The following is a 26,923-nucleotide window of genomic DNA, read 5'->3' on the forward strand; positions in this document are numbered from 1 at the left end:
TGCGGGGCCAATCGATGGGTCTATCTTTCATCCCAACGGGCGCGACACCAGTGCCCGCCGAATCCAACCTGTCAAAGCGGAGATCGATCATGGAAGAACGGATGAACTGGCAAGACGTGGCCCCTGACGCCTACAAGGCAATGATTGGCCTGGAGGTCTATCTGGCACGCTGCTCGCTGGAGACCACGCTCAAGGAACTGGTGAAGATCCGCGCCTCGCAGATCAACGGTTGCGCGTTCTGCCTGGACATGCACATCACCGATGCGCGCAAGCATGGCGAAAGCGAGCGCCGCCTGAACCTGCTGCCGGCCTGGCGTGAAGTGAGCTGGTTCACCCCGCGCGAGCGCGCCGCGCTGGCGTGGACCGAGGCGCTGACGCTGCTGCCGCAAAGCCAGGCGCCGGATGCGGACTACCAGGACTTGCGAGAGCAATTCTCGGAAAAGGAAATGGCCGACCTGACGCTGCTGATCTCGGCCATCAATGCATGGAACCGCTTCGGCGTCGGTTTCCGTCGCCAGCCGCCTGCGCTCTGAGCCACGGCGCACATCCGCCCGACCCCAGCCTGACCCGCGCCGTGGCCTGCCGATTGACAAGCCGCGGCGCAGTGCATTAGCTTCTGTTGCAGATGCTGCACAAATGGCAACCGCCGGCGGCGCCGGCATTGGGGGCATGGTGGCGACACGTCAGGAGGGCGGGCAAGCCGTGGCCAAGGGTACTGTCGAGGCCCGGCGCGAGCGCGGCAGGGCCGCCCGCCAGCAGGTGCCGCGCGGTGCGCACGAGGCCATCGGCAACGTCGACCGCGACCCCGTCGAACTGCTGGAAATCAGCAGCCAGGGCCGGGTTGAGCGGCTGGTGCCGCTGCGCTACGGCCGCATGATCCAGTCGCCGTTCGCGTTCTACCGCGGCAGCGCCATCCTCCAGGCCCACGACCTGGCCGGCACCGCGGATTCCGGCCTGCATATGCAGATCTGCGGCGACTGCCACCTGGCCAACTTCGGCGGCTTTGCCACGCCCGAGCGCGCGCTGCTGTTCGACCTCAACGATTTCGACGAAACCAGTCCCGGTCCGTGGGAATGGGACCTCAAGCGCCTGTGCGCAAGCTTCGTGGTGGCGGCACGCCACCTGCGGCACAAGTCCGCTGTGGCCGAAGACATGGTGCGCGAGGCGGTGGGCAGCTACCAGCGCCGCATGCTCGCCTATGGCGAAATGGGCATGCTCGACACCTGGTACGACCGCATTACCTTCGAGCGGCTGCTTGAAGAAGACACCTTGCCCGAAGTCCAGAAGCGCATCCGGCGCGGCATGGAGCGCGCCGCCGACCGCACCCACGAGTCGCTGCTGCCCAAGCTGGCCGAGCGCATCGGCGACCGCTGGTCGATACTCGATGCGCCGCCGGCGATCTTCCACGTGCGCGGCGAGCAGACGCTGTTCGGGCCGGGCGACGACTGGCTGGCCGCCAGCGACGCGGACCTGGCGCTGGACCAGGCCTACCAGGACTACCTGTCCACGCTGGCTGCAGACCGGCGCCGGCTGCTCGGCCATTTCACGCGCCATGACCTGGCCTTCAAGGTGGTCGGGGTGGGCAGCGTGGGCAAGCGCTGCCTGGTGCAGCTGCTGGTGGACCAGCATGACAAGCCGCTGTTCCTGCAGGTCAAGGAGGCCACCAGGTCGGTGGTGGCGCGTTACTTCAAGAGCGCGCCGACCGCGCACGAGGGCCGCCGCGTGGTCGAGGGCCAGCGGCTGATGCAGGCCGCGAGCGACCTGTTCCTCGGCTGGACCAAGGGGCCGTTCGGGCGGCACTTCTATCTGCGGCAGCTGCGCGACATGAAGCTGTCGGCACAGATCGAGCTGATGGACGGCGAGCTGCTCGGCCGCTATGCCTCGCTGTGTGGCTGGGTGCTGGCGCGGGCGCACGCCAAGGCCAGCGGACTGGCCGCCGAGGTCAGCGGCTACCTGGGCCGCAGCGACCGCATGGCCGAGGCGATGGTAGGCTATGCCAATGGCTATGCTGACCAGGTCGAGCGCGACTACGATCAGTTTGTCGCCGCGTGCCGTTCGGGGCGCCTCGAGGCGCGCACCGATGCCGACATGGCTGCTGATTTCCGCGTGTAGCCCACGCGCCTTGCCTGGCCAGGAGTCTGCCCATGACAGAAGACACCCTGCTGCAACTGATGACGGAAGTCGAGAAGGAAGACCCCATCGACTACGCCGACCTGCCGTTCGACGACGCCGCGCTGCGCCGGCTGGCGTGCCGGCTGATCGCCGAGCGCTCCAGCGAGATGGAGGCGTCCGGCCTGCCGGTGGAAGCGCTGCTGGCCACGATGTGGGCCTCGACAGCCAAGCTGGTGCTGGAAAACCTGGTGCTGAACGCGCGCTTGCTGAGGCTGCAGGGCCTGCCCGACGACGCCCAGGCGCTGATCGAGCGCATCGCGCGGCAGTCGCGCGGCGGGGCCTGAACGCGCCAGCCTGACTTCCCGGCCCGCACCACGGGCCATGTGCCGCAATCGTCTCAAGCTGCGGCGGCTCTGCCGTTTCGCTAAAATACGCGTTTTCACCCAGCCGGTCCGCGCTGTGACTGACACGCGGCGGAGGCGGCTGACCAGGAGGATTTCGGTGATCAAGTGGATTATCGTCGCGGGCTACCTCGGTGCCGTGCTGTATGTGCACTTCCGCGGCAAGGTGCGCCTGCGCATCTGGCGCCAGCTGCTGGACCATTCGGCCCTGGTGGCCCCGATCAACTGCTTCATGTATGCGTTCTCGGGCGTGCCCCGCACGCCGTACATCCCGGTCGACAATTTCCCCGACCTGGAAAAGCTGCGCGCCGCCTGGCCCGAGATCCGCGACGAAGGGCTGGCGCTGACCGCGATGCGCAAGATCAAGGCAGCGGACAAGAACGACGACGCCGGCTTCAATTCCTTCTTCAAGTACGGCTGGAAGCGCTTCTACCTGAAGTGGTACGAGGCCCAGCACCCGTCGGCCGAGCAGCTCTGCCCCAAGACCGTGGCGCTGCTGCGCGAGCTGCCCACGGTGAAGGCGGCGATGTTTGCCGAGCTGCCGCCGGGCGGCAAGCTCAACCCGCACCGCGACCCGTTCGCCGGCTCGCTGCGCTACCACCTGGGCCTGGCCACGCCGAACGACGACCGCTGCTTTATCGAGGTCGACGGCGAGCGCCACAGCTGGCGCGACGGTGAGGGCGTGGTCTTCGACGAAACCTACCTGCACTGGGCCGAGAACCGCAGCGATGCCAACCGGCTGATCCTGTTCTGCGATATCGAGCGCCCGATGCGCTACAGCTGGGCTGCGAAGTTCAACCACTGGATGGGCCGCAAGGTCATGACCGCGGCCAGCTCGCCCAATGACGAGCACGACCAGACCGGCATGATCAACCGGCTGTTCCGCTTTGTCTGGCTGGGCGGCCAGTATCGCCGCCGCTTCAAGGCCTGGAACCGCCAGCTTTACTACGTCACCAAGTTCGGCCTGATCGTGCTGGGCGTGGGGCTGATCGTCTTCCTGTAAGAAGCAAAATCCGGCGGTTTGCTCCCCTCTCCCGCCTGCGGGAGAGGGGAGCAAACAATGGGCCCGTTTCTTTTGCTCGCGGAGATCCCGATGCGCACCCGTATTGCAGTGTTGCTGGCCTTCGCTGTCGTTGGCGCGGCCGCTTGCAGCAACACCCCGGCAGAGCGCCCGGGGAGCGCCCAGACAATCGGCAAGCCCAACCCCGCCTCCGTCAACTGCACGCAGCGCGGCGGCAAGCTGCAGATCGTGTCGACCCCGGCCGGCCAGTCCGGCATCTGCATCTTCCCGTCAGGCAAGCAATGCGAGGAGTGGGCGCTGATGCGCGGCGAATGCACCCCGGGCTGAGCCGCCAGGCTTCAATCGCGGCGGCGTTCGTTGGCCAGCGTGGTGTAGTAGTCGCGCTTGGCTTGATACATGCGGCTGTCGGCCAGCTTGACGACCTCATTCAGCCGGTCGCCCTGCAGACAGGTGGCGTGGCCGATGGAAAGGCTCAGGCGTGTGCCCGGGTAGAACTGGTTGTTCAGCTCCACCACCTTGCCGATCTGCTCGACCACCGTGGCGGCGCCGCGCTCGTCGCGCCCGGGCAGCAGGATCATGAACTCGTCGCCGCCGATACGCGCCACGCAGGCCTGCTCGCCCACCGCCTTCTTCAACACCTCGCCGGTGCGGCGCAGCAGCCCGTCACCGTCGGCATGGCCGAACTGGTCGTTGACCACCTTGAGGCCGTTCAGGTCCACCGCCACCACGCTGACCGGCCACGGGCCCTTGCGGCCCAGCCGCGCCAGCTCGTCCTCATAGTAGGCGCGGTTGTAGAGCTTGGTCAGCACGTCGTGCTTGCCCAGGAACTCGACATAGGCTTCTGCCTTCTTGCGCGCCGTGATATCGGTCAGCGACACCAGCACCTGGTCCCAGTCCGCTTCCCGCCCGGGGAATACCGACCACTGCATGAAGACGTCCACGGCGCGGCCATCGAGCGCGTAGTTGATGACTTCGCGCTGCTGCCACAGCTTCTCGTGCCAGAGGTCGATCAGCTGCTCGGCAAAATGGATGCGCATGTCGTCGCGGAACACATCGCCCAGCCGCGACAGCAGGGCCTGCTTGCTGTCCGCGCCGAACATCTGCAGCGTCTGCTGGTTGACGTCGAGCACTCGGATCTCCTGCATGCAGCGTGAGACAAAGTCCGGATGCACGTTGAGGAAGGTGCGGAAGTCGGTGATGCCGGCGCCGCGCACTTCATCGAGCAGCACCTTGACCGCGCTGAAGTCCTCTACCCACAGCGACACCGGCGAATGCTCGAACAGTCCCAGCGCATACTGCTCGCTGCGGCGCAGTTCACGCTCGGTGCGCATGCGCGGGGTGATGTCCCTGATCGACAACAGCACGCGCTCCCAGGTATCTTCGTGGCCCGGCAACACCGTGGCCTCCAGCTGGATATCGAGCCGCTCGCCATCCAGCGCGTAGTTGACGGACTGGCTGGCGAAGCGATTGCCGCCGTCCCACAACTGGCCGAGCTCCTCGACATGCTGGTCGAGCATGTCGTCGCGGAAGACTGTGTCGAGGTTGGCCACCAGGTCGTCGAGATCGGCTGCCCGGAACAGCTCCAGCGTGCGCCGGTTCACGTCGATCACGCGGATCAGCGCCGAGCACTGCGCCGCCTGCCGCGGGTCCGCGCGCAGGTGGGCGCGCAGGTCGGTGACACCTTCCTTGCGCAGTTGCGCAAAATACTCGCGCACGGCGCTGAAGTCTTCCAGCCACAGCGAGACAGGTGCCAGTTGGAACAGGGTTTGATAGTCGTCCAGGTTGTTGCCGGCAGGGTTGCCGGCACTCTTGCCGACGGACGTTGCCGCGGATGCACTGCTCAAGGCTTTTCTCCTTTTTCTTTTTCCCGTGGTGCACGGCGCCCCGTGGTCGGTCTTCGCCCCCGGAGACCAGCCGGGCCGCCCCTGCGCACCAGCGCATTAGCATAGGCGAGGCGCAGGCAAAAGGGGAGGGATATTGCAGGCAGGCGCCAGGGCTAGCCCGCCAGCCGCTGCACGATGGCGGCCAGCGTGCCCAGCGCCCGCTCGATCTGCGCCGAGCGCGGCGTGCCGCAGTTGACGCGCAGGCAGTGGTCGAAGCGGCCGGCGTTGGAGAACATCACGCCCGGCATCACGCGGATGCCGGCCTGCAGCGCCTGGTCGAACACCGCCTCGGACGATATCTGGGCGGGCAGTTCCACCCACAGGTGCATGCCGCCGCGCGGGGACCCCAGCCGCGTGCCGGCGGGAAAGCTTGCGGCGATGGCCTGCGCGAACCATTCGCGCTGCGCGCACAGCCGGGTGCGCAGCCGGCGCAGGTGGCGGTCGTGCGCGCCGGAAGCCAGGAAGTCGGCGGCCGCCATCTGCGACAGCATCTCGTTGGGCCGCGACAGGCCGAACTTGAGCATTTCCACGCGCGCCTGCCATTTGCCGGCGGCGATCCAGCCCAGGCGCATGCCGGGCGCCAGCACCTTGTGCAGCGAAGCGCAGTGGATCACGTTGCCGCTGCCATCCCAGGCCTTGGCCGCGGCCGGCGGCGCATCGCTGTCGGCGGTGGCCGAGAAGCAGTCGTCCTCGATCAGCGCGATGCCGCGCGCTTCGCACCACTGCACCAGCCGCGCCTTGTGCGCGTCCGGCATGATGCAGCCGAGCGGGTTCTGCAGGTTGGGCACCACCGCCACCGCACGGATGTTGTCGTAGTGCTGCGCGGCCAGCTCCAGCGCCTCCAGCGAGATGCCGGTCTGGGGGCTGCACGGGATCTCCAGCGCGCGCATGCCCAGGCTTTCCAGGATCTGCAGCAGGCCGTAGTAGGTCGGCGATTCCACCGCGATCACGTCGCCCGGCCCCGCCACCGCGCGCAGCGCGAGGTTGAGCGCCTCGGTGCAGCCGTTGGTGATGACGATTTCTTCCGGCGCGAGCTGCACGCGCGCCCGCAACGCCTGGCGCGCCAGCGCGGAGCGCAGCGGCTGGTAGCCCTCGGGCTCGACCGCTTCGCCGAACAGCATCGGATGCCGGCGCAGCGCACGGGTCGCGGCGCTGCGCAGCGCCTCGGTCGGATACAGTGACGGCGCGCAATAGGCGCCGCCCAGGTTGGTATGCACATGCTGGTGCTGGCCACGCGCCAGCAAGCCGGAAATGCGCTGGTGGATGCCGACATACTGCGCCGGATCAGGCAAGGCCGCGGCCGGCTCGGCCAGCGCCGCCAGCGGCGAACGCAGCGGTGCCGCGACGAAATAACCCGAGCGCGGCCGCGCTTCCAGCAAGCCGTCGCTCTCGAGCTGCCTGCATGCCTGCAGCGCGGTGGACAGGCTCACACTGTGCAGCGCCATCAGCGCGCGCACCGACGGCATGCGGTCACCGGCGGCGAGCGTTCCGGATTCGATGGCGCGGCGGTAGTGGCCGGCAACCTGGCGGTAGAGCGGGGCGGATTCCATTGGGGCCATCGTGGCGCGGTTGGCCGCATCAGTACAGATACAGAAGCGGGGCAACTGTATCGTAACAGGGCTGAATTCGCATGGCTGTTCCGGTCCAGGCGGTTCCGCGGTGTGCCTGCCGCGGCTGAGATCAGGTCGATAGGCTGGAGTCCTGTGCCTGTTACCGGAGTCCTGCCATGCAAAGCGATCTCAACGACACATCAACCGTGGTGCCGCTTCTGGCCGGCCAGTGCCTGCGCCTGCGCGTGGCGGCGGGCACCGTGCTGCATGCCGGCGCGGGTGAACTGGAGCTGGCCGGGCCGCCCCAATGGCTGGCCGAGACCTGCTACGTACCGCGGCGGCGCCTGCGCGCGGGCGATACGTGGACCGTGCCCGCGCGCGGCTGGCTGACGCTGTCGGCAAGCCGCGCCGGCGCATTGTCGATCACTGACCCGCCGGGCTGGCTGCCCCGGCTGCAAGCCTGGCTGGCGTTGTCCTGGCGCCGCACCGGCCCGGCCCGCCAGCCCGAATCCCGCCAGATTCCCGACTCCGCGCCCGAAAGCCTATAAAATTGCGCTCCGGCCGGCCTGGCACATTGGTGTGCCCAACCCCCCGGCCGCAGTTCTCGGGTTCCCCATGCTACGTCTAAGTGAAGTCAAACTCCCGCTCGACCATACCGAAAGCGACCTGGACGCCGCCGTGCGCACCAGCGCCGCGCAGATCGGCGTCAAGGGAGACGCCCTGATCGGCTATACCGTGTTCCGCCGTGCCCACGATGCGCGCAAGCGCTCGGATATCAAGCTCACCTACATCATCGATATCGAGGTCGGCGACGAGGCCGCGGCAATCAAACGCATGGCCGGCAAGCCGAACTGGAGCGTGACGCCCGACATGGCGTACCACTTCGTCGCGCGCGCGCAGGCGGGCAGCTCGCATCCGCGCCCGGTGGTGATCGGCATGGGCCCGTGCGGCCTGCTGGCCGGCCTGATCCTGGCGCAGTCGGGCTTCCGCCCGATCATCCTGGAGCGCGGCAAGGAAGTGCGCGAGCGCACCAGGGACACCTTCGGCCTGTGGCGCAAAAGCGTGCTCAATCCGGAATCGAACGTGCAGTTCGGGGAAGGCGGCGCGGGCACGTTCTCGGACGGCAAGCTGTACAGCCAGATCAAGGACCCCAAGCACTATGGCCGCAAGGTGCTCAACGAGTTCGTGCGCGCCGGCGCGCCGGAGGACATCCTGTACAAGGCGCGCCCGCACATCGGTACCTTCCGGCTGGTCAGCATGGTCGAGAAGATGCGCGCCGAGATCATCGAACTGGGCGGCGAGATCCGCTTCGAGACGCGCGTCGACGATATCGACATCGACAACGGCCAGGTGCGCGGCCTGAAGCTGTCCAGCGGCGAATACCTGGAAGCCGACCACGTCATCATGGCGGTCGGCCACAGCGCGCGCGACACCTTCGAGATGCTGCACAGGCGCGGCGTGTTCATGGAGGCCAAGCCGTTCTCGCTGGGTTTCCGCATCGAGCATCCGCAGGGGCTGATCAACCGCAGCCGCTTCGGCAAGTTCGCCGGCAACAAGCTGCTGGGCGCGGCCGATTACAAGGTCGTGCATCACTGCAGCAACGGGCGGTCGGTGTACAGCTTCTGCATGTGCCCGGGCGGCACGGTGGTGGCGGCTGCGTCAGAGCCGGGCCGAGTGGTGACCAACGGCATGAGCCAGTACAAGCGCGCCGAGCGCAACGCCAATGCCGGCATCGTGGTCGGCATCACGCCCGAGGACTATCCCGGCGGCCCGCTCGCCGGCATCGAATTCCAGCGCAAGTGGGAAGAGCGCGCGTTCGAGCTGGGCGGCAGCAACTACTGCGCGCCGGGCCAGCTGGTGGGCGATTTCATCGCGGGACGGCCGTCGACGTCGCTGGGTTCGGTCGAGCCCTCGTACAAGCCCGGCGTGACGCCGACCGACCTGAGCACGTCGCTGCCTGACTACGTGATCGCGGCGATCCGCGAGGGCATTCCCGAGATCGACAAGAAGCTGCCTGGCTTTGCCCTGCATGATGCCGTGCTGACCGGGGTGGAGACGCGCACCTCGTCGCCGCTGCGCATCCGCCGCAACAACGATGACTACCAGAGCATCAATGTGAAGGGCCTGTACCCGGCGGGCGAAGGCGCGGGTTATGCCGGCGGCATCTACTCCGCGGCGATCGACGGCATCGAAGTGGCCGAGGCGGTGGCGCTCAGCATCGTCGGCGGCAAGGCCGCCTAAGCCTGCTGCAGGTAAGCCGCGGCGCCGAGCGCTGCGGTGCGCCCGCTGGCAAAGCACGCCGTCAGCAGGTAGCCGCCGGTGGGTGCCTCCCAGTCCAGCATCTCGCCGGCGCAGAACACGCCCGGCAGCGCGCGCAGCATCAACCCTTCATCCATCGCCTCGAAGCGCACGCCACCGGCGCTGCTGATCACTTCGTCGATGGGCCGCGGGCGCAGCAGCCGCAGCGGCAGCGCCTTGATCGATGCGGCCAGCGTGCCGGCATCGTGCATCGCTTCCTTCGACAGGCATTCGCGCAGCAGTCCGGCCTTGACGCCGGTGAGGCCGAGCCGGCTTTGCAGGTGGCTCGACAGCGAGCGCGCGCCGCGCGGATGCGTTACCTGCGCGCTGACATGTTCGGCGCTATGCGCCGGCAGCAGGTCCAGGTGGATGGTGGCGCCGCCATCGGCCTCGATGCGGTCGCGGATCGGCGCGGACAGCGCGTAGACCAGGCTGCCTTCGATGCCGGTCGCGCTGATGACGAACTCGCCCTGCCGGTAGTGCGCTTGCCCGTCGCGGTCGGTCAGGGCGATGGCTACTGGCTTGACCGGCTCGCCGGCAAAGCGCGCCGCAAACGCTTCGCTCCACGCCACATCGAAGCCGCAGTTGGCAGGCCGCAGCGGCGCAATCTCGACGCCGCGCTCGGCCAGCCGCGGCACCCACGCACCATCCGATCCCAGCCTTGCCCAGCTGGCACCGCCCAGCGCCAGCACCACCGCGCGTGCCTGCACGACCGTTTCACCGTGCGGCGTGGCAAAGCGCAGCGCATGCTGCGCGCCCTCGTCCCAGCCCAGCCAGCGGTGACGCATATGGAACTGCACGCCGGACTCGCGCAGGCGGTGCAGCCACGCGCGCAGCATCGGCGCGGCCTTCATGTCGGTCGGAAAGACGCGGCCGGAACTGCCGACGAAGGTCTCGATGCCAAGCCCGTGCACCCAGTCGCGCAGGGCCTGCGGGCCGAAGCCCGCCAGCATCGGCGCGATCTGTGCGGTGCGGGCGCCATAGCGGCCGAGGAAGGCCGGCTCCGGCTCCGCGTGGGTCAGGTTCATGCCGCCCTTGCCGGCCATCAAAAACTTGCGCCCGACCGACGGCATCGCGTCGTAGACGGCCACGCTGGCACCTTGCGCCGCCAGCACTTCGGCCGCCATCAGGCCGGCCGGACCGCCGCCGATGACGGCAACGTCGACGCTGGCTTGGGAAGGGGAGGAAGTGGCGGAAGAGGGCATCAGGAGGCTCGGCAGGGGGCGGGGTGTTTCCGCCGCGGATTATAGAGCCTGCGGCAGCGCTAGAATGACGCTTTGCCGCGCATCGCCATCATGACCTCCGCCACTCACTCCGCAGACACCGTCATCGCCGCCACCCGCCACTGGCTGGAGCGCGCCGTGATCGGGCTCAACCTGTGCCCGTTCGCCAAGAGCGTGTATGTGAAGGAGCAGGTGCGCTACGCGGTCAGCACCGTCACCGAAGCGCCGGACGTGATGGACGACCTGGAGCGCGAACTGCGCCTGCTGGCAGACGCCGACCCCGACCAGATCGACACCACGCTGCTGATCCTGCCGGATGCCGTGGCCGATTTTCTCGACTTCAACGACCTGCTGTATTTTGCCGAGCGCCTGCTCGGCAGCCTCGGGCTGGAAGGCACGCTGCAGATCGCAAGCTTCCATCCGCAGTACCAGTTTGCCGGGACCGAGCCGGACGATATCGAGAACTACACCAACCGCGCCCCGTATCCGATCCTGCACCTGCTGCGCGAGGACTCCATCGCCCGCGCGGCGGCGGCGTTCCCGGATGCGGCGGATATCTACGAGCGCAACCAGGCCACCATGCGCCGCCTGGGCCACGAGGGCTGGCAGCGCTGGATGGCGGGCGAGGACGAGCCCGGCAAAGGCTGATTACGCAGCCGACACCGGCGCGGTGAAGAAGCGCTCGCGCATCTCTTCCAGCCCCAGTCTTTCCAGCACCTCTTCCAGCCGCTCGGCCGGGCGGCGGCGCGGCAGGTCCTTGTACTGCGCGATGATCAGCTCGTTCTTCATCGAGTGTTCCCAGCCCACCAGCTCGGTCACGCTGACCTGGTAGCCATGCGCCTCCAGCTGCAGGCAGCGCAGCACATTGGTCACCTGGCTGCCGAACTCGCGCGTGTGCAGCGGGTGGCGCCAGATTTCCGTCAGCGGATTACCCGCCAGCAGCTTGCCCTTGTGCTTGCGCAGCACGCTGGCCACCTCGGCCTGGCAGCACGGCACCAGCACGATATGGCGGGCCTGCTTGGCCAGCGCAAAGCGGATCGCGTCGTCGGTCGCGGTATTGCACGCATGCAGCGCGGTGACGACGTCGACGGTGGGCGGCAGCTGCGGCGAGGTGATCGAATCCGCCACCGACAGGTTCAGGAACGACATCCCAGCAAAGCCCAGCCGCGCAGCCAGCGCCTGCGAGGTCTTCACCAGTTCTTCACGGGTTTCGATGCCGAAGATGTGTGAGTCGTCCTGCAGCGCCTTGAAGAACAGGTCGTAGAGGATAAAGCCCAGGTACGACTTGCCGGCGCCGTGGTCCACCAGCGTGACGCGGCCGCGCTCGGCCTTGACCTCCTGCAGCAGCGGTTCGATGAACTGGAACAGGTGGTAGACCTGCTTGAGCTTGCGCCGGCTGTCCTGATTCATCTTGCCGTCGCGCGTCAGGATATGGAGTTCCTTGAGCAGTTCGATGGACTGGCCGGGGCGGATTTCGTGGGTATTTGACATGAGGGGGACTGCGCAGGCTGCGGGACGCGGCGCGTCCCGGAATGCCGACAGTTTACCGAAAAGTCCCGCTTGGTCCCCGAGTGACGCTGGCCTCACCGGTGCGGGGCGCGGTGTGGTTGGCGCTTTCGCATCGCCGGCACGGACTCTCGGCGGGCTCGATCGAGCTTGCGAGCTGCTGTCGGATAAATGGTAAAAGTATTAAAAATGCTGCATTGTTACCGTCACGGGATGCCTGCGTTTCTCCGGGCGTCTGCCGCTCGGCTCCGGCGAAAGCGCGGCAAATGGTCAGAAACCGCCTGCCTTGGCCACCAGCGGCGGCGTGTCGCATCTGGATCAAGGCTGAATTCCGAAATCGGCAATGATCCTGAAACAACATAATTGACACGATTTGTGTCATGAATTCGAAATACGCAAATTTGGCAGACGGGATTGTCGGGATGAGGTGCCGGGCTGGCGGCGCAGGCCCGCGCGGCGGGACGTCCGGCGGCGCGGCGCGCCGCCGGAACAGTGCCCTCTACTGCAGGGAAGCGCATTTCCCGCCAAGAAATGCGAGGACTGAGGAAATGCCGTCGGTGGTGGCGGAGTAAATCATGAACCGCCCTTGCTGGCGGCTTTTAACCAACCCCGTCCTGACCAATTCCTTCAAATGGAATGTTACGGAAGAGGGAGTTAAATCGGAAGATGCGGAGATAATACCTGCCGGTATTCCTTCCGGTCCGGAATCGGCGAGCAGTAAAAATATCCTGAGCCGATTTTCCTGTGCTAACGCCCCCAGTATTTCCACTGCATTCTTTATATCCAGTTCTGCCATTTTTTTGCTTCTTTATTTTATGCCGCGGGCAGCTGGCAGGGGCGGTATGACTGCCCCGGTTCGCCTTGAAGTCCAGCAGGCAGGCCGCATGCGGCCTGCCGCCCGTGGCGCGGCTTGTCATCCGTAAATCAACGCTCAACAGCACCCCATTGCTGGCAATGTGCCGGTTCCGAGAATAGTTCGTATAACCTCCGCCCATTGTGAAGGATTACTTTTTGTTACATTCGGGGGAGTCCCTGGTAGGGTTATTTCAACGCTATTAAAAATATTGAAATTATTCCTCTTCGGCCCTAAGGAACCTTTTGATAGCATGCACGCCGCTGCTGCCGGATAACCGTTCGCATCAGTGTTTTCCTTTACATATGGCTTCCATATGAGGCGCCTTTCATATGGCGCAACCGTTTCTGTGCATTCCCATGGAAGGAGTCGTTATGACATTCGCAAATCTGCGCCGCAAGGCGCGTCAGCAAGGTCAGGGCATGACCGAATACATCATCATCGTGGCACTGATCGCCGTGTCCGCGATCGGCGTCTATGCCATGTTCGGCCAGACCATCCGCAACCAGACCGCGGGCCTCGCCCAGGAAATGGCCGGCAAGAACTCGGCATCCAAGCAGGCCATCAAGCAAGCCGGCAGCGCCGCGGACGATGCCAGCTCCAAGGCCAACCAGGGCAAGGGGCTGAACAACTACAACGTCGGCAACGACACGGGCAAGAACAACTAAGCGGCATCGCCGCCAGTTGCTCGCTGCGCTCCAGCACTCGCGATCCCGGAACATGGGCAAAACAGGTCTTGCGCATCGACGCAGCCGTCCCGGCCAGCGCGGTCAGGCACTCGCCTTCGCGCTGGTGTTCCTCGCCATCGGCGGGCTGGCCCTGTATCTCGCCTTCAACGCGAGCCAGCTGACCAGCGCCAAGACCAAGCTGCAGAACACGGCGGACGCAGCGGCCTATAGCGCCGCGGTGCTGCAGGCGCGCGACTACAACTTTGCCGCCTACGCGAACCGCGCGATGGTGGCCAACCAGGTGGCCGTGGCCCAGGCCGTGAGCCTTAAGTCGTGGATCGACGAGCTGAAGGGCACCTACACGGAAAACACCTGGATCGACACGCTGGTCAAGATCTTCTCCGACGGGCAGTTGCTGTGGACCACGCCCAAGCAACTGGGCAAGGCCGCGATCACGCCGGTGCGATCCGCCCTGAACACGCTGCTGCCGCCGCTGGTGACCGGGCTTGATGACATCATCGCCGCGCTCAGCATGGCGCAGCGCGCCTACCACGCGGGCACCATCGCCGCGGTACCGCTGGTGACCGACGAAGTCGCCAAGCGCAACCAGCCGGATTCGACGGTCAGTTCCGGCTACTTCTTTGGCCCGCGCTATGGCGTTCAGCTGGCCCGCTGGACCAAGTTCACCACCGTGACTGATCCGCAGAATCCCAAGCAGGGTTCGGCCACCGGCAAGGACCGCTTTGCCGACGTCACCACCGACGGCACCACGCTCGACGGCTTTTTGAAGGACCGCGGCTCGCCGCGCTCGCCGACGGCGGTCCCCACTGCCTACAAGGGCTGCAAGGGCGCGGTGGTGGCCATCATGGTGACCGTCGTCACGCATGATGGCGGCACGCATCTGCGCCGCGACAAGAAGGGCTGGGAAGCACTCGATGCCTCGCAGGCCAACGGCACGCTTGCCTGTGTCTGGGCCACGCCGGCCGGCCCGGTCGGGTTTGCGATTCCCACGGTGTCCAGTGTCGGGCGCGGCGGCGCGGCCAATGGCCCGGGCGGGCGCTATTCGGGCCGCTCCGGCTATGGCGGCTACAGCAACTTCGGCGGTTCGCTGCTGAACCCGCTGACGCTGATCGCCGCGCAGATGCAGTACTCGTCGGGCCCGGGCAAGACCCTGCACAACAAGCCCGCGGGGCTGCAGGAGTACGCCGACCTGAGCAACCAGCCCAAGCCTGGCACCGGGCCCGTGGACGATTTCAACCGCGCGCCCTCGATCACGATCGAGGCGCAGCGCCAGGACACTTCAGTCGTCACCAGTTCGCGCGTGCTGCCGGGCGGAGATCGCCTGATGCTGGACGGGCGCATGGCCGGCGGCATGATGCGCGCGCTGGCCAGCGGCAGCGCGTACTTTATCCGCCCGACCGACAGCGGCGGCATGGCGGGTGCGCTGCGCAGCGCGGCGGGGTGGCGGCGCGCCGATTCGCGCATCGAATACCCGAGCCTCTTCAGTCCGTACTGGCAGGCATCGCTGACGCAGACCAGCGATCTCGAACGCGTTGCCGCGATCGCGGCACAGGGCAACTGAGGGAGCGGACATGCGCATGCGCAGGCCAGCCAGGCCGAACCGGGCAGCCGGACAGGCAATGATCGAATTCGTGATCGCCGCGATGACGGTGCTCGGCGTGCTGTTTCTCGGCATGGCGATGCTGGGCAAGTTCAGCGACGTGCGCAACAAGGCGCTGATGGCCTCGCGCTATGCCGGCTGGGAGCGCACGGTCTGGACCGTCGACCCGGGCTGGCGCGCGTCGCACGGCAGCTTCGCCAGCAAGGGCGACGAAGAGATCCGCAGCGAATTCGTGCAGCGCGTGCTGGGGCACGACCAGGCCGCGCTGGCGTCGAGCGACCGCACCGCGCGCCGCCTGCCCGGCGGCATGGCGCCGATGTGGAAGGACCATGCCGGCGTCGACATGCTGCGCAACTATGCCGACGTGACCCTGGGCAGCGGCGTCGACGAAACCCCGGCAGCCACGCTCAAGCCGATCACGGCTGCCATGGGTGCGGCCAACGCGGTCAGTGCCGGCTTCGACCTGGCCACGCGCAACCTCTACCGGGCCGAGGTGGGGTTGTCCGTCGCCGGCGACAACGCGGCCCTGCGCGCGCTGTGGCCGGGCTGGACCGGCTTCGGCATGCAGGACCACACCGTGCTGCTGACCAACGCCTGGACGCCCGAGGGGCGCAACGGCACGCTCGCCGTGATCAAGGAAGCGGTGCCCACCAGCAAGGGCGGCGTGATCGACACCGCGCTGACCGTCGGGCTGGCCGCCTTCGGGCCGGAAATCCTGAAACTGGACCTGGGCCGCATCCAGCCCGACGTGGTCCCCGCCGACCGCCTGGGGAGCCGCTGAGATGAAAGCCTGCATGCATGGCGTGCTGATGCGCTGCCTGGCCGCGCTGCTGCCGGCCGCGCTCGTCTGGTCCGCGGCGGCAGCGACCGCGACGGACTGCACGCGGCAGCCGGTTGCGCCTGCCAGGGCGCATGCGGTCGGCACCGACATGGTGGTCAACGGCCTGCCCACGCGGGTGCTGACGATGGAGTTCGCCGGCACCGCCGAAGCGGTCTCGGACGCGTGGCGCCAGTACTGGACGCGCGAAGGCGTGCCGGCGCGCGGGCAGCGGGCCGGCGGCCAGTACGTGCTGAGCGCGATCGACGGGCTTTGCCACTATGTGCTGTCGCTGGAGCCCAGGCCCGCGCCGGGCGGGCATGTGGCGGGCATCTTCTCGGTCAGCAAGCTGGCGCCGGTGGCGTCCGGCACCGGGCTGGGCGACCTGGGCCTGCCGCCCGGCGCCAAGGTCCTGTCGGATGTCCAGAGCACGGACCGCGGCCAGCGCGGGCGCACCCTGGTGGTCCGGCTGCCCGGCAACGCGCAGGCGGCGCGGCAGCGCGCCGCCGAGCGGCTGGCGGCGCAGGGCTGGAGTTCGGTGGTGCAGATGCCCGCGCCCGTGGCCGACGGTTCGGGCCGCATCGAGGGCCTCACGCTGGCCATGCAGCGGCAGCAGGAACGCATGGATGCCACCTTTGTCGACCGCGCCGGCCAGACCGACGCGGTGATCACCGTGGCGCGGCCGGAGTAGCGCGATGGCAATCCGTAGCAGGCGCCAGCGCGGGCAGGCCGCGTTCGAATACATCGTCATCACGCTGCTGGTCGTTGCCGTGCTGGTCGCCGGCGGCGACAACTCGGTCATCAGCATGCTGGCCGCGGCGTTCAGGTCCTTCTTTCAGGCATACAGCTTTTCCCTGTCACTTCCCTGACGCACCGCCAGCGGGCGGCGTCTGGCTACTGCAAGCACATTCATGCTGAAGAAAATCAAGATTCATTCAATCATCGGGAATCCCTGGGTCGTCCTTGTCATCGCCGTGCTGGTCGCCGGCCTGCTGACACTGTGGATCTACCGCTTCCTGAGCGGGCGCGAAGCGGCACTGAAAGAGCAGCTGGCCGCGCAGCTGAACGAGGGCCGCCGCGTGGCTGTCATGGTGCCGGTGCGCAACGCCGCGCCGGGCACGGTGATCGACGGCAATGGCTTCGCGGCACGGGAGATTCCGGCCGACCTGGTCTACGAAGACATGATCCTGGCGAGCAGCTTCGACAAGGTGGCGAACCTGCGCCTGGTGCGCCAGGTGCGGCAGGGCCAGCCGGTGCGGCGTGCCGACGTTGAAGCGCTGCAGTCGCGCGATTTCTCCGACCTGCTCAAGCCCGGCAAGCGCGCCTTCACCATCGAGGTCGACATGGTCAACTCGACGGCCAAGATGCTCAAGCCTGGCAACCATGTCGACCTGTTCCTGATCAGCTCCACCTCGCCCACCGCGGCAGGCACCGACAAGCAGACCGCGCGGCTGCTGATGTCGGACATGCTGGTGCTGGCCACCGGCCAGGACGTGCGCCCGCGCGACTATGGCGAAGCCATGGCGGCGCAGGCCGCGGAAGGCGCGGAGGGCGTGGACACCAACCCGGATTACGACAGCCTCACGCTGATGGTGTCGCCCGAACAGGCGGCGCGGCTGGCGCTGGCGCAGAAGGTCGGCAGCCTGCGCGCGGTGCTGCGCAATGCGGCCGACAAGACCGCGACCCCGCAGATCGCGGTCAGCGAGCACGCGCTCTTCGCCGGTGGCGACGAAGCGGCCATCGAATACATCGTCGGTGGCCGTTCCGCGGGCGCCAACATGATCTCCAAGCTGCCTACCGCGCAGGACATCGGCAACGCCATTTCTTCGGCGCTGGCCAATGGCGGATCCATGGGCGGTTCCGCGGGCGGCATCGCCCAGGCCCAGCAGGGCGCCGTTGCCAACGCCGCCAACGCCATGGCGGGCCGGCCGGCCTCGCGTTGAGCGCGGCGGCCGCACGACATCGGATTATCCAGAACACCAACTGACGGAACACGCAATGGATGGGTCTTTCGCGCAGCGCGGCGGCATCGCCGGGCGCCTGCAGGCGGTCACGGTACACGGAGCACCGGACGGGAAAACGGGTAAGGGGGCGCGCCATGCGGTGCGCGGGGGTATGGCAGCACTGGCGGCAGCAGCGTTGGCCTCGGGAGCCTGGGCCGCCGAGCCCGTGACCACCGCGGCCCGCACAGGCGCGCAGCCGCCGTCGTACGAGCTGCCGGCGCGCTTTGGTGCGATCGAGCTGTTCAAGGGCGAGGTGCGCGCGCTCGAGGTGCCGGGCACCATCAAGCGCGTGGCCATCGGCAATGGCGCGCTGGTCAGCAGCACCGTGGTCGACGGCCGCCTGCTGCTGCTGGCCGAGGAGATCGGCACCACCAGCCTGATCGTCTGGAACGAGCGCGGCGTGGCGCTGCAGGGCAAGCTGCGCGTGGCGCCGGCCGATACCGCCGACGTGGCCCAGCGCCTGCGGGCGTCGCTGGGCAGCGTGCGCGGCCTGAAGATCGAGGTGGTCGGTCCCAGCGTGGTGCTGTCGGGCATCGTCGATCCGCAGATGGTGCCGCTGATCAAGACCGCCACCTCGGGCCTGGACAGCGTGGTCAACCTGGTGCGCGCCGACGAGGGCGATGCGCTGAAGAAGACCGTGCACTTCAAGGTGCACATCATGGAGATCACCCGGCGCGGCATGGAGAAGCTTGGCATTGCCTGGCAGCAGAGCTTCAACGGCCCGCAGATCGCGTTCGCGGGCAATCCGGTGCACACCGGGCGCTATCGCACGCTGCCGTCCACCGATGCGGCCACCTTCACCGATACCCCGAGCCAGGTGGCCGGCGCCGCCAGCGGCTTCTATCTCGGCATTGCCACGACCATCTTCTCGCGCATCAACCTGGCCATTTCCGATGGCGATGCCTACGTGCTCGCCGCGCCGGAGCTCAACAGCAAGAGCGGCGGGCTGGCCACCTTCCTGGCCGGCGGCGAAGTGCCGATTCCCAAGGCCGGCGCGTTCGGCACCACCGACGTCGACTACAAGCCGTACGGCATCAAGCTCAACATCCGCCCGGCGGTGAACGTCGACAATGTCATCTCGACCACGCTGGAAACCGAGATCAGCCAGATCGACCCGTCGGTATCGTTCGGCGGCTTCCCGGCCTTCCTGACGCGCCGCACCACCTCCGAGACCTCGATCCGCGCGGGCGAAACGCTGGCGATCTCGGGGCTGGTCAATGCCGACGCATCCAAGGCCGTCGACAAGGTGCCGCTGCTGGGCAGCATCCCTATCCTCGGGCGATTGTTCCGTTCCGACGAATTCCGCAACAACAAGAGCGACCTGGTGATCTTTGTCACCCCGGTCGTCTATGACCCGGCCAGCCCGGAGAACGCCGCGCTGCTGCAGCGTGGCGCGGATGTCGATGCCAACTACCGCCACCGCTTCGGCGAGCCAAGCCCGCTGCCCGCTGCGAATGCCGTGCGTGAGCAGGAAGTGATGGAGCAGAAGCGGCCGCCGCTGCCCCCGCCCGGCGTCGATCCGATGAACGGAGGCTGATCCGGCCATGCTCAATATCCGCCTGCAGCAGCGCAATGGCAGCGCCGAGGTGATCCATGTGAAGGGGCCGGGCTGTACCATCGGCAAGGATCCCGGCTGCGACATCGTCCTCAAGGGCCTGCTGATCGGCAAGGTCCACGCCCGCATCGAAGGACACAACGGCGGCTGGTATATCGAGGATCAGGGCGGCATTGCCTCGACGCTGATCAATGGCGACCCGGTCACGCGCTATGGCCCGCTGGCGGCGGCCGACCAGATCGAGATCGGCGGCTTCGTGCTGTCCGTCGTGGCCGAGCCGGGGCGAGCGGGAGCGGGCGTGGCGGCGCAGCCATCGCCGCAGCAGCACCACGCCCAACCACCACAGGATGCCGCGGCGCCTCAACCGGTGGTGCCGGTGCCCATGCCTGTGCCGCCTCCGTCGCCGCCGCGGGAGGCGGTGACCCTGTCGCCATCGCCCCAGGCAAGCGTGCCGGTGCCGCGCGAAGCGGTGCCCGCACCCAGGCCGCCGGCACCTGCGCCGAAGCCAGCGCCGGTGGCCGCCAAACCTGCGCCGGTGGCGCCGCTCGACGAGGCCTTGCGCGCACCCATCAACTCGCCGCGCGGCGTGGAACTGCGCAAGCAGGCGCACCAGCGCCTGATCGCTGCGCTCGACCTGCGCCGCGTCAACGTCGCGCGCATGGCCGAGGACGAGCTATGCGAACTGGTCGGCTCGCTGCTCGACGACATCCTCAAGGAGAGCGTGTTCCGCAGCCAGGAGATCCCGCTGGACGCGCTCAAGCAGAGCGTCTTTGACGAAGTGATCGGGCTGGGTCCGCTCGAAGAGCTGCTGGACGATGACGCGGTCTCGGAAATCATGGTCAACTGCCATGACGAGATCTTTGTCGAGCGCGCCGGCAGGCTGACGCGTTCGCCGGTGATCTTTACCGACGACCGCGCCGTGCTGGGCGCCATCGAGCGCATCGTCGCGCCGCTGGGACGGCGCATCGATGAAAGCTCGCCGATGGTCGATGCGCGCCTGCCCGATGGCTCGCGCGTGAACGCGGTGATCCCGCCGCTCGCCCTCAAGGGGCCGAACATCACCATCCGGAAGTTCTCGCGCAAGAAGCTCAGGGGCGAAGACCTGGTCGGCTTCGGCTCGCTGTCGCCCGAGATGCTGGAGTTCCTGCGCACCGCCGTGGAGCGGCGCGCCAATATCGTGATCTCCGGCGGCACGGGCTCAGGCAAGACCACGCTGCTGAACGTGCTGTCCAGCTTCATCCCGGATGACGAACGCATCGTCACGGTCGAGGATGCGGCCGAGCTGCAGCTGTCGCAGCCCAACCTGGTGTCGCTGGAGGCGCGGCCGCCCAATATGGAAGGCAAGGGCGCGGTGACGATCCGCGACCTGGTCAAGAACTGCCTGCGCATGCGCCCGGACCGCATCGTCGTCGGCGAATGTCGGGGCGGGGAAGCGCTGGACATGCTGCAGGCCATGAATACCGGCCATGACGGCTCGCTGACCACGGCCCACGCCAACTCGCCGCGGGACTGCCTGTCGCGTCTTGAGGTGATGACGCTGATGGCGGGGCTGGACCTGCCGGTGCAGGCCATTCGCGAACAGGTCTGCTCGGCGGTCGACGTGATCGTGCAGCAGACGCGCTTCTCCTGCGGTTCGCGGCGCGTGACGCATATCACCGAGGTCAGCGGCATGGAAACGGGCGTGGTGCAGCTGCAGGACGTGTTCATGTTCCGCGAGGAAGGCTACGGTGCCGACGGCAAGGTCAAGGGGCGCTATGTCGCGACCTCGTATATCCCGGATTTCTACCAGGACCTGATCCGGCGCGGCATCCAGGTCAATACGGGCATCTTCACCGCCCGCGACGAGTAAGGAGGCAATATGAACGTTGCCCTGGTGCTGTGCGGCGCCTTCCTGATGACCGTGCTGATTGCGTGGGCCGTGCTGTCGCAGGGCAAGCGCTGGTTCGTGCGGCATACGCAGACTCTGGCGACCGAGGTCGAGGCCTCGCTGGCCGATCTCTTTATCTTCATCAATATGCGGCAGGTGGCCGGCATCTCGGTGGTGGCGGTGTTCGCGCTGCCGCTGCTGACCTGGCTGGTATCGCAGAACGTGTTCTTCGCGATGCTCAGCATTCCGGTGAGCCTGCTGCTGCCGCGCGCGCTGGTGAAGAAGATGCAGCGCAAGCGCCTGATGGCCATCGAAGACCAGATGCCCGACGCGCTGCTGATGATGTCGAGCGCGCTGCGCGCCGGCGCCAGCTTCCCGATGGCGCTGGAAAGCGTGGTGGCGGAGTCGCGCCCGCCGATCTCGCAGGAGTTCGACCTGCTGATGCGCGAAGTCCGGCTTGGCGTGGACCTGATGGACGCGCTGCGCAATATGGAAAAACGCATTCCAGTGCCCGACTTCCTGATGGTGACCGCGGCCATCACGATCTCGCGCGAGGTGGGCGGCAACCTGGCCGAGACGCTGGAGTCGGTGGCGCGCACGCTGCGCGAGAAGCATCAGATGGAAGGCAAGATCCGCGCGCTGACCGCGCAGGGCAAGATGCAGGGCCTGGTGATGACGGGCTTGCCGCTGTTCCTGATCGTGGTGCTGAACCACATGGAGCCGGTGGCGATGGCACCGCTGTTCAGTTCGCCGATCGGCTGGGGCACGCTGTCCGTGATCGCGGTGATGGAGCTGCTTGGCTACAAGGCGATCAGCAAGATCACCCATATCGATGTCTGACCGGGGCCGACCATGATGCTTGTTGTTGCCTTCGCCCTTGCCGCCGGCCTGGTCGGCGTGCTCGCCGCCACCACCATGGCCATGCGCCGCCTCACCGTGGCCGTTCCCGACGAGGCGCGCGACTACCTCGACCCGTTGCCGCCGTCGCTGCGCGCGGTCTGGCCGGTGGTGCGCTTCTTCGATCACCATCTCGTCTGGATCACGCCGAAGTCGCTGCGCGCCGCGGTGGACGAGCAACTGCGCCTGACGGGCATGTCGTTCCTGATGACGGCGCGCCAGTTCCTGTCGCTGTCGATCGTTTCGGCGCTGGCGTTCTGCCTGCTGGCGGGCATAGCCATGCTGGGGCTGGGCGTGTTCTCGCCGCTGCTGCTGCTTGCCGCCAGCGCGCTGGGCTTCTTCTATCCGCGCATCTGGCTACGCGACGTGCGCAAGCGCAACCTGCTGCAGATCACGCGCCACCTGCCGGTGTTTCTGGATTTCCTGACACTGAGCGTAGAGGCCGGCCTGAACATCAACGGCGCCCTGCTGCAGGCGGTGGAGAAAGGGCCTGAGGGCCCGCTGCGGCGCGAGTTCGAGCACGTGCTGCGCGACCTGAAGTCGGGCCTGAGCCGCGCCGATGCGCTGCGCCGCATGGATGACCGCCTGCGCGTGAAGGAGGTCACCAATTTCGTCGGTGCCGTGATCCAGGCGGAGCGCATGGGCTCGGGGCTGGCCGCCACGCTGCGCTTCCAGTCGGAGCAGCGGCGCACCGAGCGCTTCCAGCGCGCGGAGAAGCAGGCCATGGAAGCGCCGGTCAAGCTGATCTTTCCGCTGGTGGTGTTTATCTTCCCGGTCACCTTTATCGTGCTTGGCTTCCCGATCGTGATGAAGTTTATGCAGGAAGGGCTGCTGTGAGGCAGGCGCGCCTCTACCTGCGGGCCGGCCACAGCACGCTCGACACCGGCGTGCGCGTGTCGGTGGCGGCCACTGCGCGCGAACGCATGACGGGGCTGCTCAGCCGCGATTCGATGGCACCGGACGAAGCCTTGCTGCTGTCCCCCTGCGGCGCAGTCCACACCTTTGGCATGCGCATGGCGATCGACGTGGTGTTTCTCGACAAGCGGCAGCGCGTGCTGGCGGTGCACCCGTGCGTGGGACGCCTGCGCGTGCGTGCCCACTGGCGCGCGCGCCAGACGCTTGAGCTCGGCGCGGGGCGCGCGGCGGCATTGGGGATTGCGCCGGGCCAGAACCTGGAACTGCGGGAGGAGGGGCCATGACGCACCAGCAAAAGCACGCGGCGCGGCGCGGGGCACGGGGACAGTCCGCGGTGGAATTCCTGATCATCGCGCCGGCGCTGCTGCTGCTGTGCCTGGGCGTGATCCAGTTCGGGCTGCTGTACCAGGCCAAGGCCACGCTAGACCACGCCGCCTTGCAGGCCACGCGCGAAGGCGCCGTCGACCACGGCCGGCTGGCCAGCATGCGCAAGGGGCTGGCGCTGGGGCTGACGCCGCTGTTCGTGCGCTCCGCCGACCGTACCGCGCATGCCACCGGCTATGCCAAGGCCCAGTTCGAGGCCCGCACCCAGGCCAGGATCGACGTGCTGAACCCGACGCCGGCGGCGCTGCAGGATTTCGGGCGAAGCGGCTACTACGCCGGCAAGACCACGCGGGAGATCCCCAACGACAGCCTGATGTACCGCGCCACCAGCGCGGGGCCGTCCTCTGGCGTCAATATCCAGGACGCCAACCTGCTGAAGATCCGGGTCACGTACTGCTACGAAATGTTCGTGCCGTTTGCCGACCGCACCATCTACTCGCTGGTCAACGGCATCCGGAATTTTGTTGCGACCGGTTCGTACCGCGGCATGGAGGTCCCGACCACGCCCAATTTCTGCACCGGACGGGCCACGCTGGCGTCGGAATGGCGCATCCCGCTCGAGTCCGAGGCGATCGTGCGGATGCAATCGCCGTATCGCGGCAACTGACGCATCCGCAGTCGCCGTTTTTGTAAGTATTTGTGAAAATTTGCCGGGATAAGCCCGAAGACACCGATGCCAGAATCGACAAGGTCGACAAAATTGCCGAAGCGGGGTTGTTTGGCGTTGCTGTTGTTGTGTAACCTCGGGTTCGTGCCGCAACCGGCGCTGGCGGCGATGGAGGTTTCTCGCTCCGAAGGCGTGCAGATCATCACCACGCGGCGTGCGCCGCCGGCGGTGAGCGGCGCCGTGCCGGCGTCGGCAGCGCGGGCTCCGGCGGCTTCCGCGCCCCAGGCAGCGGCACCGTCCGCACGCGGCAACGCGCCCGACCTGGCGCAGGCCGCCGTCGCGGGGGCCGCGCAGGCGGCGATTCCGAGCGTGGCGGCCAGCGATGAGCGCGAGCTGGTCAAGCGTGCGCTGGCCGAAGAGCAGCGCGGCATGAACGAGGCGATCGCGAACTACGCGCGCGCCAGCAAGGCCGGAGCCGGCCCGGAAACACTGGCGCCGCTGGAGCGCGAAGTCCGCGTGCGGCTGCAGAAGATCGACATGCTGATGCGCGCCCCGCATTGAGGCGCGTACCGGACAGGCCGGCATCACAAAAAGAAGAAGGGGAAGTACCTTGAAGGGAATGACGTTTGGACTGACGACCCGCAAGGCCGCCATTGGCCTGGGCGTCGTGGCCCTGCTGGCCTTGGCGGGCTGCAAGAAGAAGCCTGCTGACAGCGCCGCTGCGCAAGGCGATGCGCAGCCCGCGCCTGCAGCGGCATCGGCGCAGCCCGTGGCATCGGCGCCGGCAACGCCCGCGCAAACCAACGTTGCCGGGCTGTGGTCGGGCGCGTTCGTGGTCAACCGCGACAAGGAAGACCGCTCGTGGTATCCGCTGCTCAATGAGATTCCGGACCATGCCGGCTTTATGCGCAACGGCAGCCGGCAGGAGCTGGTGATTGCGCTGGCGCAGGCCTCGTCCGTCGACGTGCTGCGCTTCCGCGGCCTGTCCGATGCCGGGGCGCGCAGCAATGCGCGCCATGCCCGCGTCGAAGCCTCGGCCGGCGGCACGCAAGGCCCCTGGACCGTGATCTACGATGCGGACCTGCCGGGGCAGGACGGCTACGATACCCGCGTGCCGCTGGCCCAGCCCGTCAAGGCCGGGGCCCTGCGCCTGACGCTTACCGGCAACCGCTGGCCGGGCGACCAGGACGAGGGCCAGATCGGCCTGCAGCAGTTCATGGCCTACGGCAAGCCCGAGGCCGCGGCCGACAAGGTGCGCCAGGTGGGCGGCATCTACCAGTTTCCGGTGGAATTCGGTTCGTCCGGCTACGTGCTGCTGCACCAGGATGGCGCCGCGGTGGAAGGCTGTTACGTGGAAGGCGACTACAGCAACAAGCAGATGAAGATCACGCAGGTGCTGGGAACGATTTCCGGCGGGCTGGAAAACGGCGCCCTGCTGGCCTTCCGGCGCACCACCGAGGGCACGCCTGAGAAGGGCGCCATGGCCTTCAGCCCCGACGGCAGCCATGCCTACGCAGCGCTGGTGAAGGGCGATGCCCGCACCTTCGACAGCGTGCGCGAGGCCGGCGGCTGGCGCCTGGCGGACAAGGCGCCGCCGTGCTTCCCGAAGGCCGAGGCCGCCCCCGATCCCATCGGCCAGGCGCTGGAAGGCGCGGGCCGCGTGCAGCTCTACGGCGTCAACTTCGAAACCGATTCCGACGTGCTGAGCGCGGCGGCCCGGCCGCTGCTGGACCGTGCCGCCAAGGCGGTGCTGGCGCACCCCGACTGGCGCCTGCGCGTCGAGGGGCATACCGACAGCACCGGCGGCGACGCGCGCAACCAGCCGCTGTCCGAGCGCCGCGCCGCCGCCGTCAGGCGCTATCTGGAAAGCGCCGGCGTGCCCGCCGACCGGCTCGATGCCAAGGGCTATGGCGCCACCCATCCGCTGATGTCCAACGACACGCCGTTCGGCCGCGCGCAGAACCGCCGCGTGGAGCTGGCCAAGCAGTGATGCCTGCGCTTGTGGCCGCGCCGGCGCGCGGTGTGGTGGCGGCAATGCTGCTGGCGGGCGCGGTGCCGGCCGGCGCCGAGATCGTGATGCATGCCGACCGCGGCAGCGGCGTGACCTTCCTCACGTCGCGCAGCGCCGCGCCGGCACGGCTGGCGTCCACCGCGGCGCCCGCGGCATTGCCAGCGCGGGCGTTTATCGGGCTGCCAACGCTGGCGGCGGCAAAGGCCGCGGTCGTCAGCGCCAAGTCCCCACCCTCTGAGCTGGTTGCCCTCGCGCACCGCGCGGCGCAGGCCGCGGCGGTGGACCCGCATCTGCTGATGGCCATGGTGGAGGTGGAGTCGGGCTGGAACCCGCAAGCCACCTCCGACAAGGGCGCCATCGGCCTGACGCAGCTGATGCCGGCCACGGCTCGCATGCTGGGCGTGACCGATGCCTATGACCCGGCCCAGAACCTGCAGGCCGGTGCGTCCTACCTGGGCGGCCTGCTGTCGCGCTTCAACGGCGACACCAGCCTGGCCCTGGCCGCCTACAACGCGGGCGAAGGCGCGGTGCTGCGCCACGGGTCGCGCATCCCTCCGTTTGCCGAGACCCAGGCCTACGTGCCGCAGGTGCTGGGCCGCTATGCGCGCTTGCGCGGCGGCCAGGACGGCAGCGCCGCGGCGCCCTTGCGCCAGCCGGCGTCGCCGGCGCAGCACGGCGGCCTTGCCATTGTCTCGTATCAGAACCCCCCGCCTCCGCGGTGAAGAAAGAGG

The 26,923-nt window shown here is 67.7% G+C and carries 28 protein-coding genes; 23 read left to right on the forward strand and 5 right to left on the reverse strand.

The genetic code is table 11. The features are described from left to right. Positions 1-89: 89 nt before the first annotated feature. The 5 genes from AC1Q6V_RS04485 (at position 90) to AC1Q6V_RS04505 (ending at position 3,861) form a co-directional block, all read left to right on the forward strand. Positions 90-533: a carboxymuconolactone decarboxylase family protein gene (locus tag AC1Q6V_RS04485; RefSeq protein ID WP_010809217.1), complete on the forward strand. Its 444-nt coding sequence runs from the start codon at positions 90-92 to the stop codon at positions 531-533. 136 nt (positions 534-669) lie between these two features. Further along, positions 670-2,112: a DUF2252 domain-containing protein gene (locus AC1Q6V_RS04490; protein WP_052181627.1), complete on the forward strand. Its 1,443-nt coding sequence runs from the start codon at positions 670-672 to the stop codon at positions 2,110-2,112. A 32-nt stretch (positions 2,113-2,144) separates the two neighbouring features. Next, positions 2,145-2,456, forward strand: coding sequence for a hypothetical protein (locus tag AC1Q6V_RS04495; protein WP_010809215.1), 312 nt, complete (start codon positions 2,145-2,147; stop codon positions 2,454-2,456). Positions 2,457-2,613: 157 nt separating this feature from the next. Then, complete coding sequence (gene lpxO, locus AC1Q6V_RS04500; RefSeq protein ID WP_454751000.1) at positions 2,614-3,516, forward strand: lipid A hydroxylase LpxO; 903 nt, start codon at positions 2,614-2,616, stop codon at positions 3,514-3,516. Positions 3,517-3,606: 90 nt separating this feature from the next. Continuing rightward, positions 3,607-3,861 carry a putative hemolysin gene (locus AC1Q6V_RS04505; RefSeq protein ID WP_041687227.1) on the forward strand — a complete coding sequence of 85 codons (255 nt, stop codon included), beginning with the start codon at positions 3,607-3,609 and terminating at the stop codon, positions 3,859-3,861. Between the two features lie 11 nt (positions 3,862-3,872). On the opposite strand, the gene AC1Q6V_RS04510 is transcribed toward AC1Q6V_RS04505, so the two are convergent. Together AC1Q6V_RS04510 and AC1Q6V_RS04515 are read right to left on the reverse strand one after the other, a co-directional pair. Beyond that, positions 3,873-5,378 carry a sensor domain-containing diguanylate cyclase gene (locus tag AC1Q6V_RS04510; protein WP_454750999.1) on the reverse strand — a complete coding sequence of 502 codons (1,506 nt, stop codon included), beginning with the start codon at positions 5,376-5,378 and terminating at the stop codon, positions 3,873-3,875. Positions 5,379-5,530: 152 nt separating this feature from the next. Next, positions 5,531-6,967 carry an aminotransferase-like domain-containing protein gene (locus tag AC1Q6V_RS04515; protein ID WP_010809211.1) on the reverse strand — a complete coding sequence of 479 codons (1,437 nt, stop codon included), beginning with the start codon at positions 6,965-6,967 and terminating at the stop codon, positions 5,531-5,533. Between the two features lie 176 nt (positions 6,968-7,143). On the opposite strand from AC1Q6V_RS04515, the gene AC1Q6V_RS04520 reads away from it, so the two are divergent. Both AC1Q6V_RS04520 and AC1Q6V_RS04525 read left to right on the forward strand, forming a co-directional pair. Then, the gene (locus AC1Q6V_RS04520; protein ID WP_010809210.1) at positions 7,144-7,515 is read left to right on the forward strand and encodes a hypothetical protein; all 372 of its coding nucleotides are present in this window, start codon (positions 7,144-7,146) and stop codon (positions 7,513-7,515) included. Between the two features lie 67 nt (positions 7,516-7,582). Beyond that, a complete protein-coding gene (locus AC1Q6V_RS04525; RefSeq protein ID WP_010809209.1) occupies positions 7,583-9,208 on the forward strand; it encodes an NAD(P)/FAD-dependent oxidoreductase in 1,626 nt (541 codons plus the stop codon). Here AC1Q6V_RS04525 and AC1Q6V_RS04530 read toward each other — a convergent pair. Beyond that, a complete protein-coding gene (locus AC1Q6V_RS04530; protein ID WP_058696950.1) occupies positions 9,205-10,470 on the reverse strand; it encodes a TIGR03862 family flavoprotein in 1,266 nt (421 codons plus the stop codon). The two genes, AC1Q6V_RS04525 and AC1Q6V_RS04530, sit on opposite strands and share 4 nt — an antisense overlap. Before the next feature lie 90 nt (positions 10,471-10,560). On the opposite strand from AC1Q6V_RS04530, the gene AC1Q6V_RS04535 reads away from it, so the two are divergent. After that, positions 10,561-11,136: a DUF1415 domain-containing protein gene (locus AC1Q6V_RS04535; RefSeq protein WP_011614817.1), complete on the forward strand. Its 576-nt coding sequence runs from the start codon at positions 10,561-10,563 to the stop codon at positions 11,134-11,136. Here AC1Q6V_RS04535 and AC1Q6V_RS04540 read toward each other — a convergent pair whose 3' ends face one another. Together AC1Q6V_RS04540 and AC1Q6V_RS04545 are read right to left on the reverse strand one after the other, a co-directional pair. After that, positions 11,137-11,979 carry a class I SAM-dependent methyltransferase gene (locus AC1Q6V_RS04540; RefSeq protein WP_011614818.1) on the reverse strand — a complete coding sequence of 281 codons (843 nt, stop codon included), beginning with the start codon at positions 11,977-11,979 and terminating at the stop codon, positions 11,137-11,139. 514 nt (positions 11,980-12,493) lie between these two features. Continuing rightward, complete coding sequence (locus AC1Q6V_RS04545) at positions 12,494-12,790, reverse strand: ArsR/SmtB family transcription factor (protein WP_010809205.1); 297 nt, start codon at positions 12,788-12,790, stop codon at positions 12,494-12,496. A gap of 431 nt (positions 12,791-13,221) precedes the next feature. Between AC1Q6V_RS04545 and AC1Q6V_RS04550 the strand changes: the two genes are divergently transcribed. From AC1Q6V_RS04550 to AC1Q6V_RS04620, 15 genes are all read left to right on the forward strand, one after another. Continuing rightward, entirely contained in the window at positions 13,222-13,515 is a 294-nt protein-coding gene (locus AC1Q6V_RS04550) for a Flp family type IVb pilin (RefSeq protein WP_010809204.1), read from the forward strand. Positions 13,516-13,567: 52 nt separating this feature from the next. Beyond that, entirely contained in the window at positions 13,568-15,097 is a 1,530-nt protein-coding gene (locus AC1Q6V_RS04555) for a pilus assembly protein TadG-related protein (RefSeq protein ID WP_454750998.1), read from the forward strand. 58 nt (positions 15,098-15,155) lie between these two features. Continuing rightward, on the forward strand, positions 15,156-15,917 hold the full coding sequence (locus AC1Q6V_RS04560; RefSeq protein ID WP_010809202.1) for a hypothetical protein: 762 nt from the start codon (positions 15,156-15,158) through the stop codon (positions 15,915-15,917). Position 15,918: 1 nt separating this feature from the next. Next, positions 15,919-16,644 carry a hypothetical protein gene (locus AC1Q6V_RS04565; RefSeq protein WP_454750997.1) on the forward strand — a complete coding sequence of 242 codons (726 nt, stop codon included), beginning with the start codon at positions 15,919-15,921 and terminating at the stop codon, positions 16,642-16,644. Between the two features lie 4 nt (positions 16,645-16,648). Next, positions 16,649-16,822 carry a hypothetical protein gene (locus AC1Q6V_RS04570; protein WP_010809200.1) on the forward strand — a complete coding sequence of 58 codons (174 nt, stop codon included), beginning with the start codon at positions 16,649-16,651 and terminating at the stop codon, positions 16,820-16,822. A gap of 42 nt (positions 16,823-16,864) precedes the next feature. Continuing rightward, positions 16,865-17,896, forward strand: coding sequence for a Flp pilus assembly protein CpaB (cpaB, locus tag AC1Q6V_RS04575; RefSeq protein WP_058696948.1), 1,032 nt, complete (start codon positions 16,865-16,867; stop codon positions 17,894-17,896). A gap of 55 nt (positions 17,897-17,951) precedes the next feature. Beyond that, on the forward strand, positions 17,952-19,493 hold the full coding sequence (locus AC1Q6V_RS04580; RefSeq protein WP_010809198.1) for a type II and III secretion system protein family protein: 1,542 nt from the start codon (positions 17,952-17,954) through the stop codon (positions 19,491-19,493). A gap of 7 nt (positions 19,494-19,500) precedes the next feature. After that, complete coding sequence (locus AC1Q6V_RS04585) at positions 19,501-21,360, forward strand: TadA family conjugal transfer-associated ATPase (protein WP_010809197.1); 1,860 nt, start codon at positions 19,501-19,503, stop codon at positions 21,358-21,360. A 9-nt stretch (positions 21,361-21,369) separates the two neighbouring features. Continuing rightward, complete coding sequence (locus AC1Q6V_RS04590) at positions 21,370-22,218, forward strand: type II secretion system F family protein (RefSeq protein ID WP_439671439.1); 849 nt, start codon at positions 21,370-21,372, stop codon at positions 22,216-22,218. Between the two features lie 12 nt (positions 22,219-22,230). Beyond that, the gene (locus tag AC1Q6V_RS04595) at positions 22,231-23,112 is read left to right on the forward strand and encodes a type II secretion system F family protein (protein WP_058696947.1); all 882 of its coding nucleotides are present in this window, start codon (positions 22,231-22,233) and stop codon (positions 23,110-23,112) included. Further along, the gene (locus AC1Q6V_RS04600) at positions 23,109-23,474 is read left to right on the forward strand and encodes a DUF192 domain-containing protein (RefSeq protein WP_010809194.1); all 366 of its coding nucleotides are present in this window, start codon (positions 23,109-23,111) and stop codon (positions 23,472-23,474) included. The genes AC1Q6V_RS04595 and AC1Q6V_RS04600 overlap by 4 nt, the downstream gene beginning before the upstream one ends. Then, entirely contained in the window at positions 23,471-24,181 is a 711-nt protein-coding gene (locus AC1Q6V_RS04605; RefSeq protein ID WP_454750996.1) for a TadE family protein, read from the forward strand. The genes AC1Q6V_RS04600 and AC1Q6V_RS04605 overlap by 4 nt, the downstream gene beginning before the upstream one ends. 168 nt (positions 24,182-24,349) lie before the next feature. Continuing rightward, entirely contained in the window at positions 24,350-24,742 is a 393-nt protein-coding gene (locus AC1Q6V_RS04610) for a hypothetical protein (protein WP_041687668.1), read from the forward strand. A gap of 58 nt (positions 24,743-24,800) precedes the next feature. After that, entirely contained in the window at positions 24,801-26,171 is a 1,371-nt protein-coding gene (locus AC1Q6V_RS04615; protein WP_062804616.1) for an OmpA family protein, read from the forward strand. Then, complete coding sequence (locus AC1Q6V_RS04620) at positions 26,171-26,914, forward strand: lytic transglycosylase domain-containing protein (protein WP_011614830.1); 744 nt, start codon at positions 26,171-26,173, stop codon at positions 26,912-26,914. Before AC1Q6V_RS04615 ends, AC1Q6V_RS04620 begins: the two co-directional genes overlap by 1 nt. The last annotated feature ends 9 nt before the right edge of the window (positions 26,915-26,923 follow it).

This window comes from Cupriavidus sp. GW823-FHT07B10 (assembly GCF_058794355.1).

What these genes read in the sequence shown, in the direction of transcription:
- AC1Q6V_RS04485 (WP_010809217.1), top strand. Translation starts at nt 90, where the DNA reads ATGGAAGAACGGATGAACTGGCAAGACGTGGCCCCTGACGCCTACAAG.
- AC1Q6V_RS04490 (WP_052181627.1), top strand. Translation starts at nt 670, where the DNA reads ATGGTGGCGACACGTCAGGAGGGCGGGCAAGCCGTGGCCAAGGGTACT.
- AC1Q6V_RS04495 (WP_010809215.1), top strand. Translation starts at nt 2,145, where the DNA reads ATGACAGAAGACACCCTGCTGCAACTGATGACGGAAGTCGAGAAGGAA.
- AC1Q6V_RS04505 (WP_041687227.1), top strand. Translation starts at nt 3,607, where the DNA reads ATGCGCACCCGTATTGCAGTGTTGCTGGCCTTCGCTGTCGTTGGCGCG.
- AC1Q6V_RS04515 (WP_010809211.1), bottom strand. Translation starts at nt 6,967, where the DNA reads ATGGAATCCGCCCCGCTCTACCGCCAGGTTGCCGGCCACTACCGCCGC.
- AC1Q6V_RS04520 (WP_010809210.1), top strand. Translation starts at nt 7,144, where the DNA reads ATGCAAAGCGATCTCAACGACACATCAACCGTGGTGCCGCTTCTGGCC.
- AC1Q6V_RS04525 (WP_010809209.1), top strand. Translation starts at nt 7,583, where the DNA reads ATGCTACGTCTAAGTGAAGTCAAACTCCCGCTCGACCATACCGAAAGC.
- AC1Q6V_RS04530 (WP_058696950.1), bottom strand. Translation starts at nt 10,470, where the DNA reads ATGCCCTCTTCCGCCACTTCCTCCCCTTCCCAAGCCAGCGTCGACGTT.
- AC1Q6V_RS04535 (WP_011614817.1), top strand. Translation starts at nt 10,561, where the DNA reads ATGACCTCCGCCACTCACTCCGCAGACACCGTCATCGCCGCCACCCGC.
- AC1Q6V_RS04540 (WP_011614818.1), bottom strand. Translation starts at nt 11,979, where the DNA reads ATGTCAAATACCCACGAAATCCGCCCCGGCCAGTCCATCGAACTGCTC.
- AC1Q6V_RS04545 (WP_010809205.1), bottom strand. Translation starts at nt 12,790, where the DNA reads ATGGCAGAACTGGATATAAAGAATGCAGTGGAAATACTGGGGGCGTTA.
- AC1Q6V_RS04550 (WP_010809204.1), top strand. Translation starts at nt 13,222, where the DNA reads ATGACATTCGCAAATCTGCGCCGCAAGGCGCGTCAGCAAGGTCAGGGC.
- AC1Q6V_RS04555 (WP_454750998.1), top strand. Translation starts at nt 13,568, where the DNA reads ATGGGCAAAACAGGTCTTGCGCATCGACGCAGCCGTCCCGGCCAGCGC.
- AC1Q6V_RS04560 (WP_010809202.1), top strand. Translation starts at nt 15,156, where the DNA reads ATGATCGAATTCGTGATCGCCGCGATGACGGTGCTCGGCGTGCTGTTT.
- AC1Q6V_RS04565 (WP_454750997.1), top strand. Translation starts at nt 15,919, where the DNA reads ATGAAAGCCTGCATGCATGGCGTGCTGATGCGCTGCCTGGCCGCGCTG.
- AC1Q6V_RS04570 (WP_010809200.1), top strand. Translation starts at nt 16,649, where the DNA reads ATGGCAATCCGTAGCAGGCGCCAGCGCGGGCAGGCCGCGTTCGAATAC.
- cpaB (WP_058696948.1), top strand. Translation starts at nt 16,865, where the DNA reads ATGCTGAAGAAAATCAAGATTCATTCAATCATCGGGAATCCCTGGGTC.
- AC1Q6V_RS04580 (WP_010809198.1), top strand. Translation starts at nt 17,952, where the DNA reads ATGGATGGGTCTTTCGCGCAGCGCGGCGGCATCGCCGGGCGCCTGCAG.
- AC1Q6V_RS04585 (WP_010809197.1), top strand. Translation starts at nt 19,501, where the DNA reads ATGCTCAATATCCGCCTGCAGCAGCGCAATGGCAGCGCCGAGGTGATC.
- AC1Q6V_RS04590 (WP_439671439.1), top strand. Translation starts at nt 21,370, where the DNA reads ATGAACGTTGCCCTGGTGCTGTGCGGCGCCTTCCTGATGACCGTGCTG.
- AC1Q6V_RS04595 (WP_058696947.1), top strand. Translation starts at nt 22,231, where the DNA reads ATGATGCTTGTTGTTGCCTTCGCCCTTGCCGCCGGCCTGGTCGGCGTG.
- AC1Q6V_RS04605 (WP_454750996.1), top strand. Translation starts at nt 23,471, where the DNA reads ATGACGCACCAGCAAAAGCACGCGGCGCGGCGCGGGGCACGGGGACAG.
- AC1Q6V_RS04610 (WP_041687668.1), top strand. Translation starts at nt 24,350, where the DNA reads ATGGAGGTTTCTCGCTCCGAAGGCGTGCAGATCATCACCACGCGGCGT.
- AC1Q6V_RS04615 (WP_062804616.1), top strand. Translation starts at nt 24,801, where the DNA reads ATGACGTTTGGACTGACGACCCGCAAGGCCGCCATTGGCCTGGGCGTC.
- AC1Q6V_RS04620 (WP_011614830.1), top strand. Translation starts at nt 26,171, where the DNA reads ATGCCTGCGCTTGTGGCCGCGCCGGCGCGCGGTGTGGTGGCGGCAATG.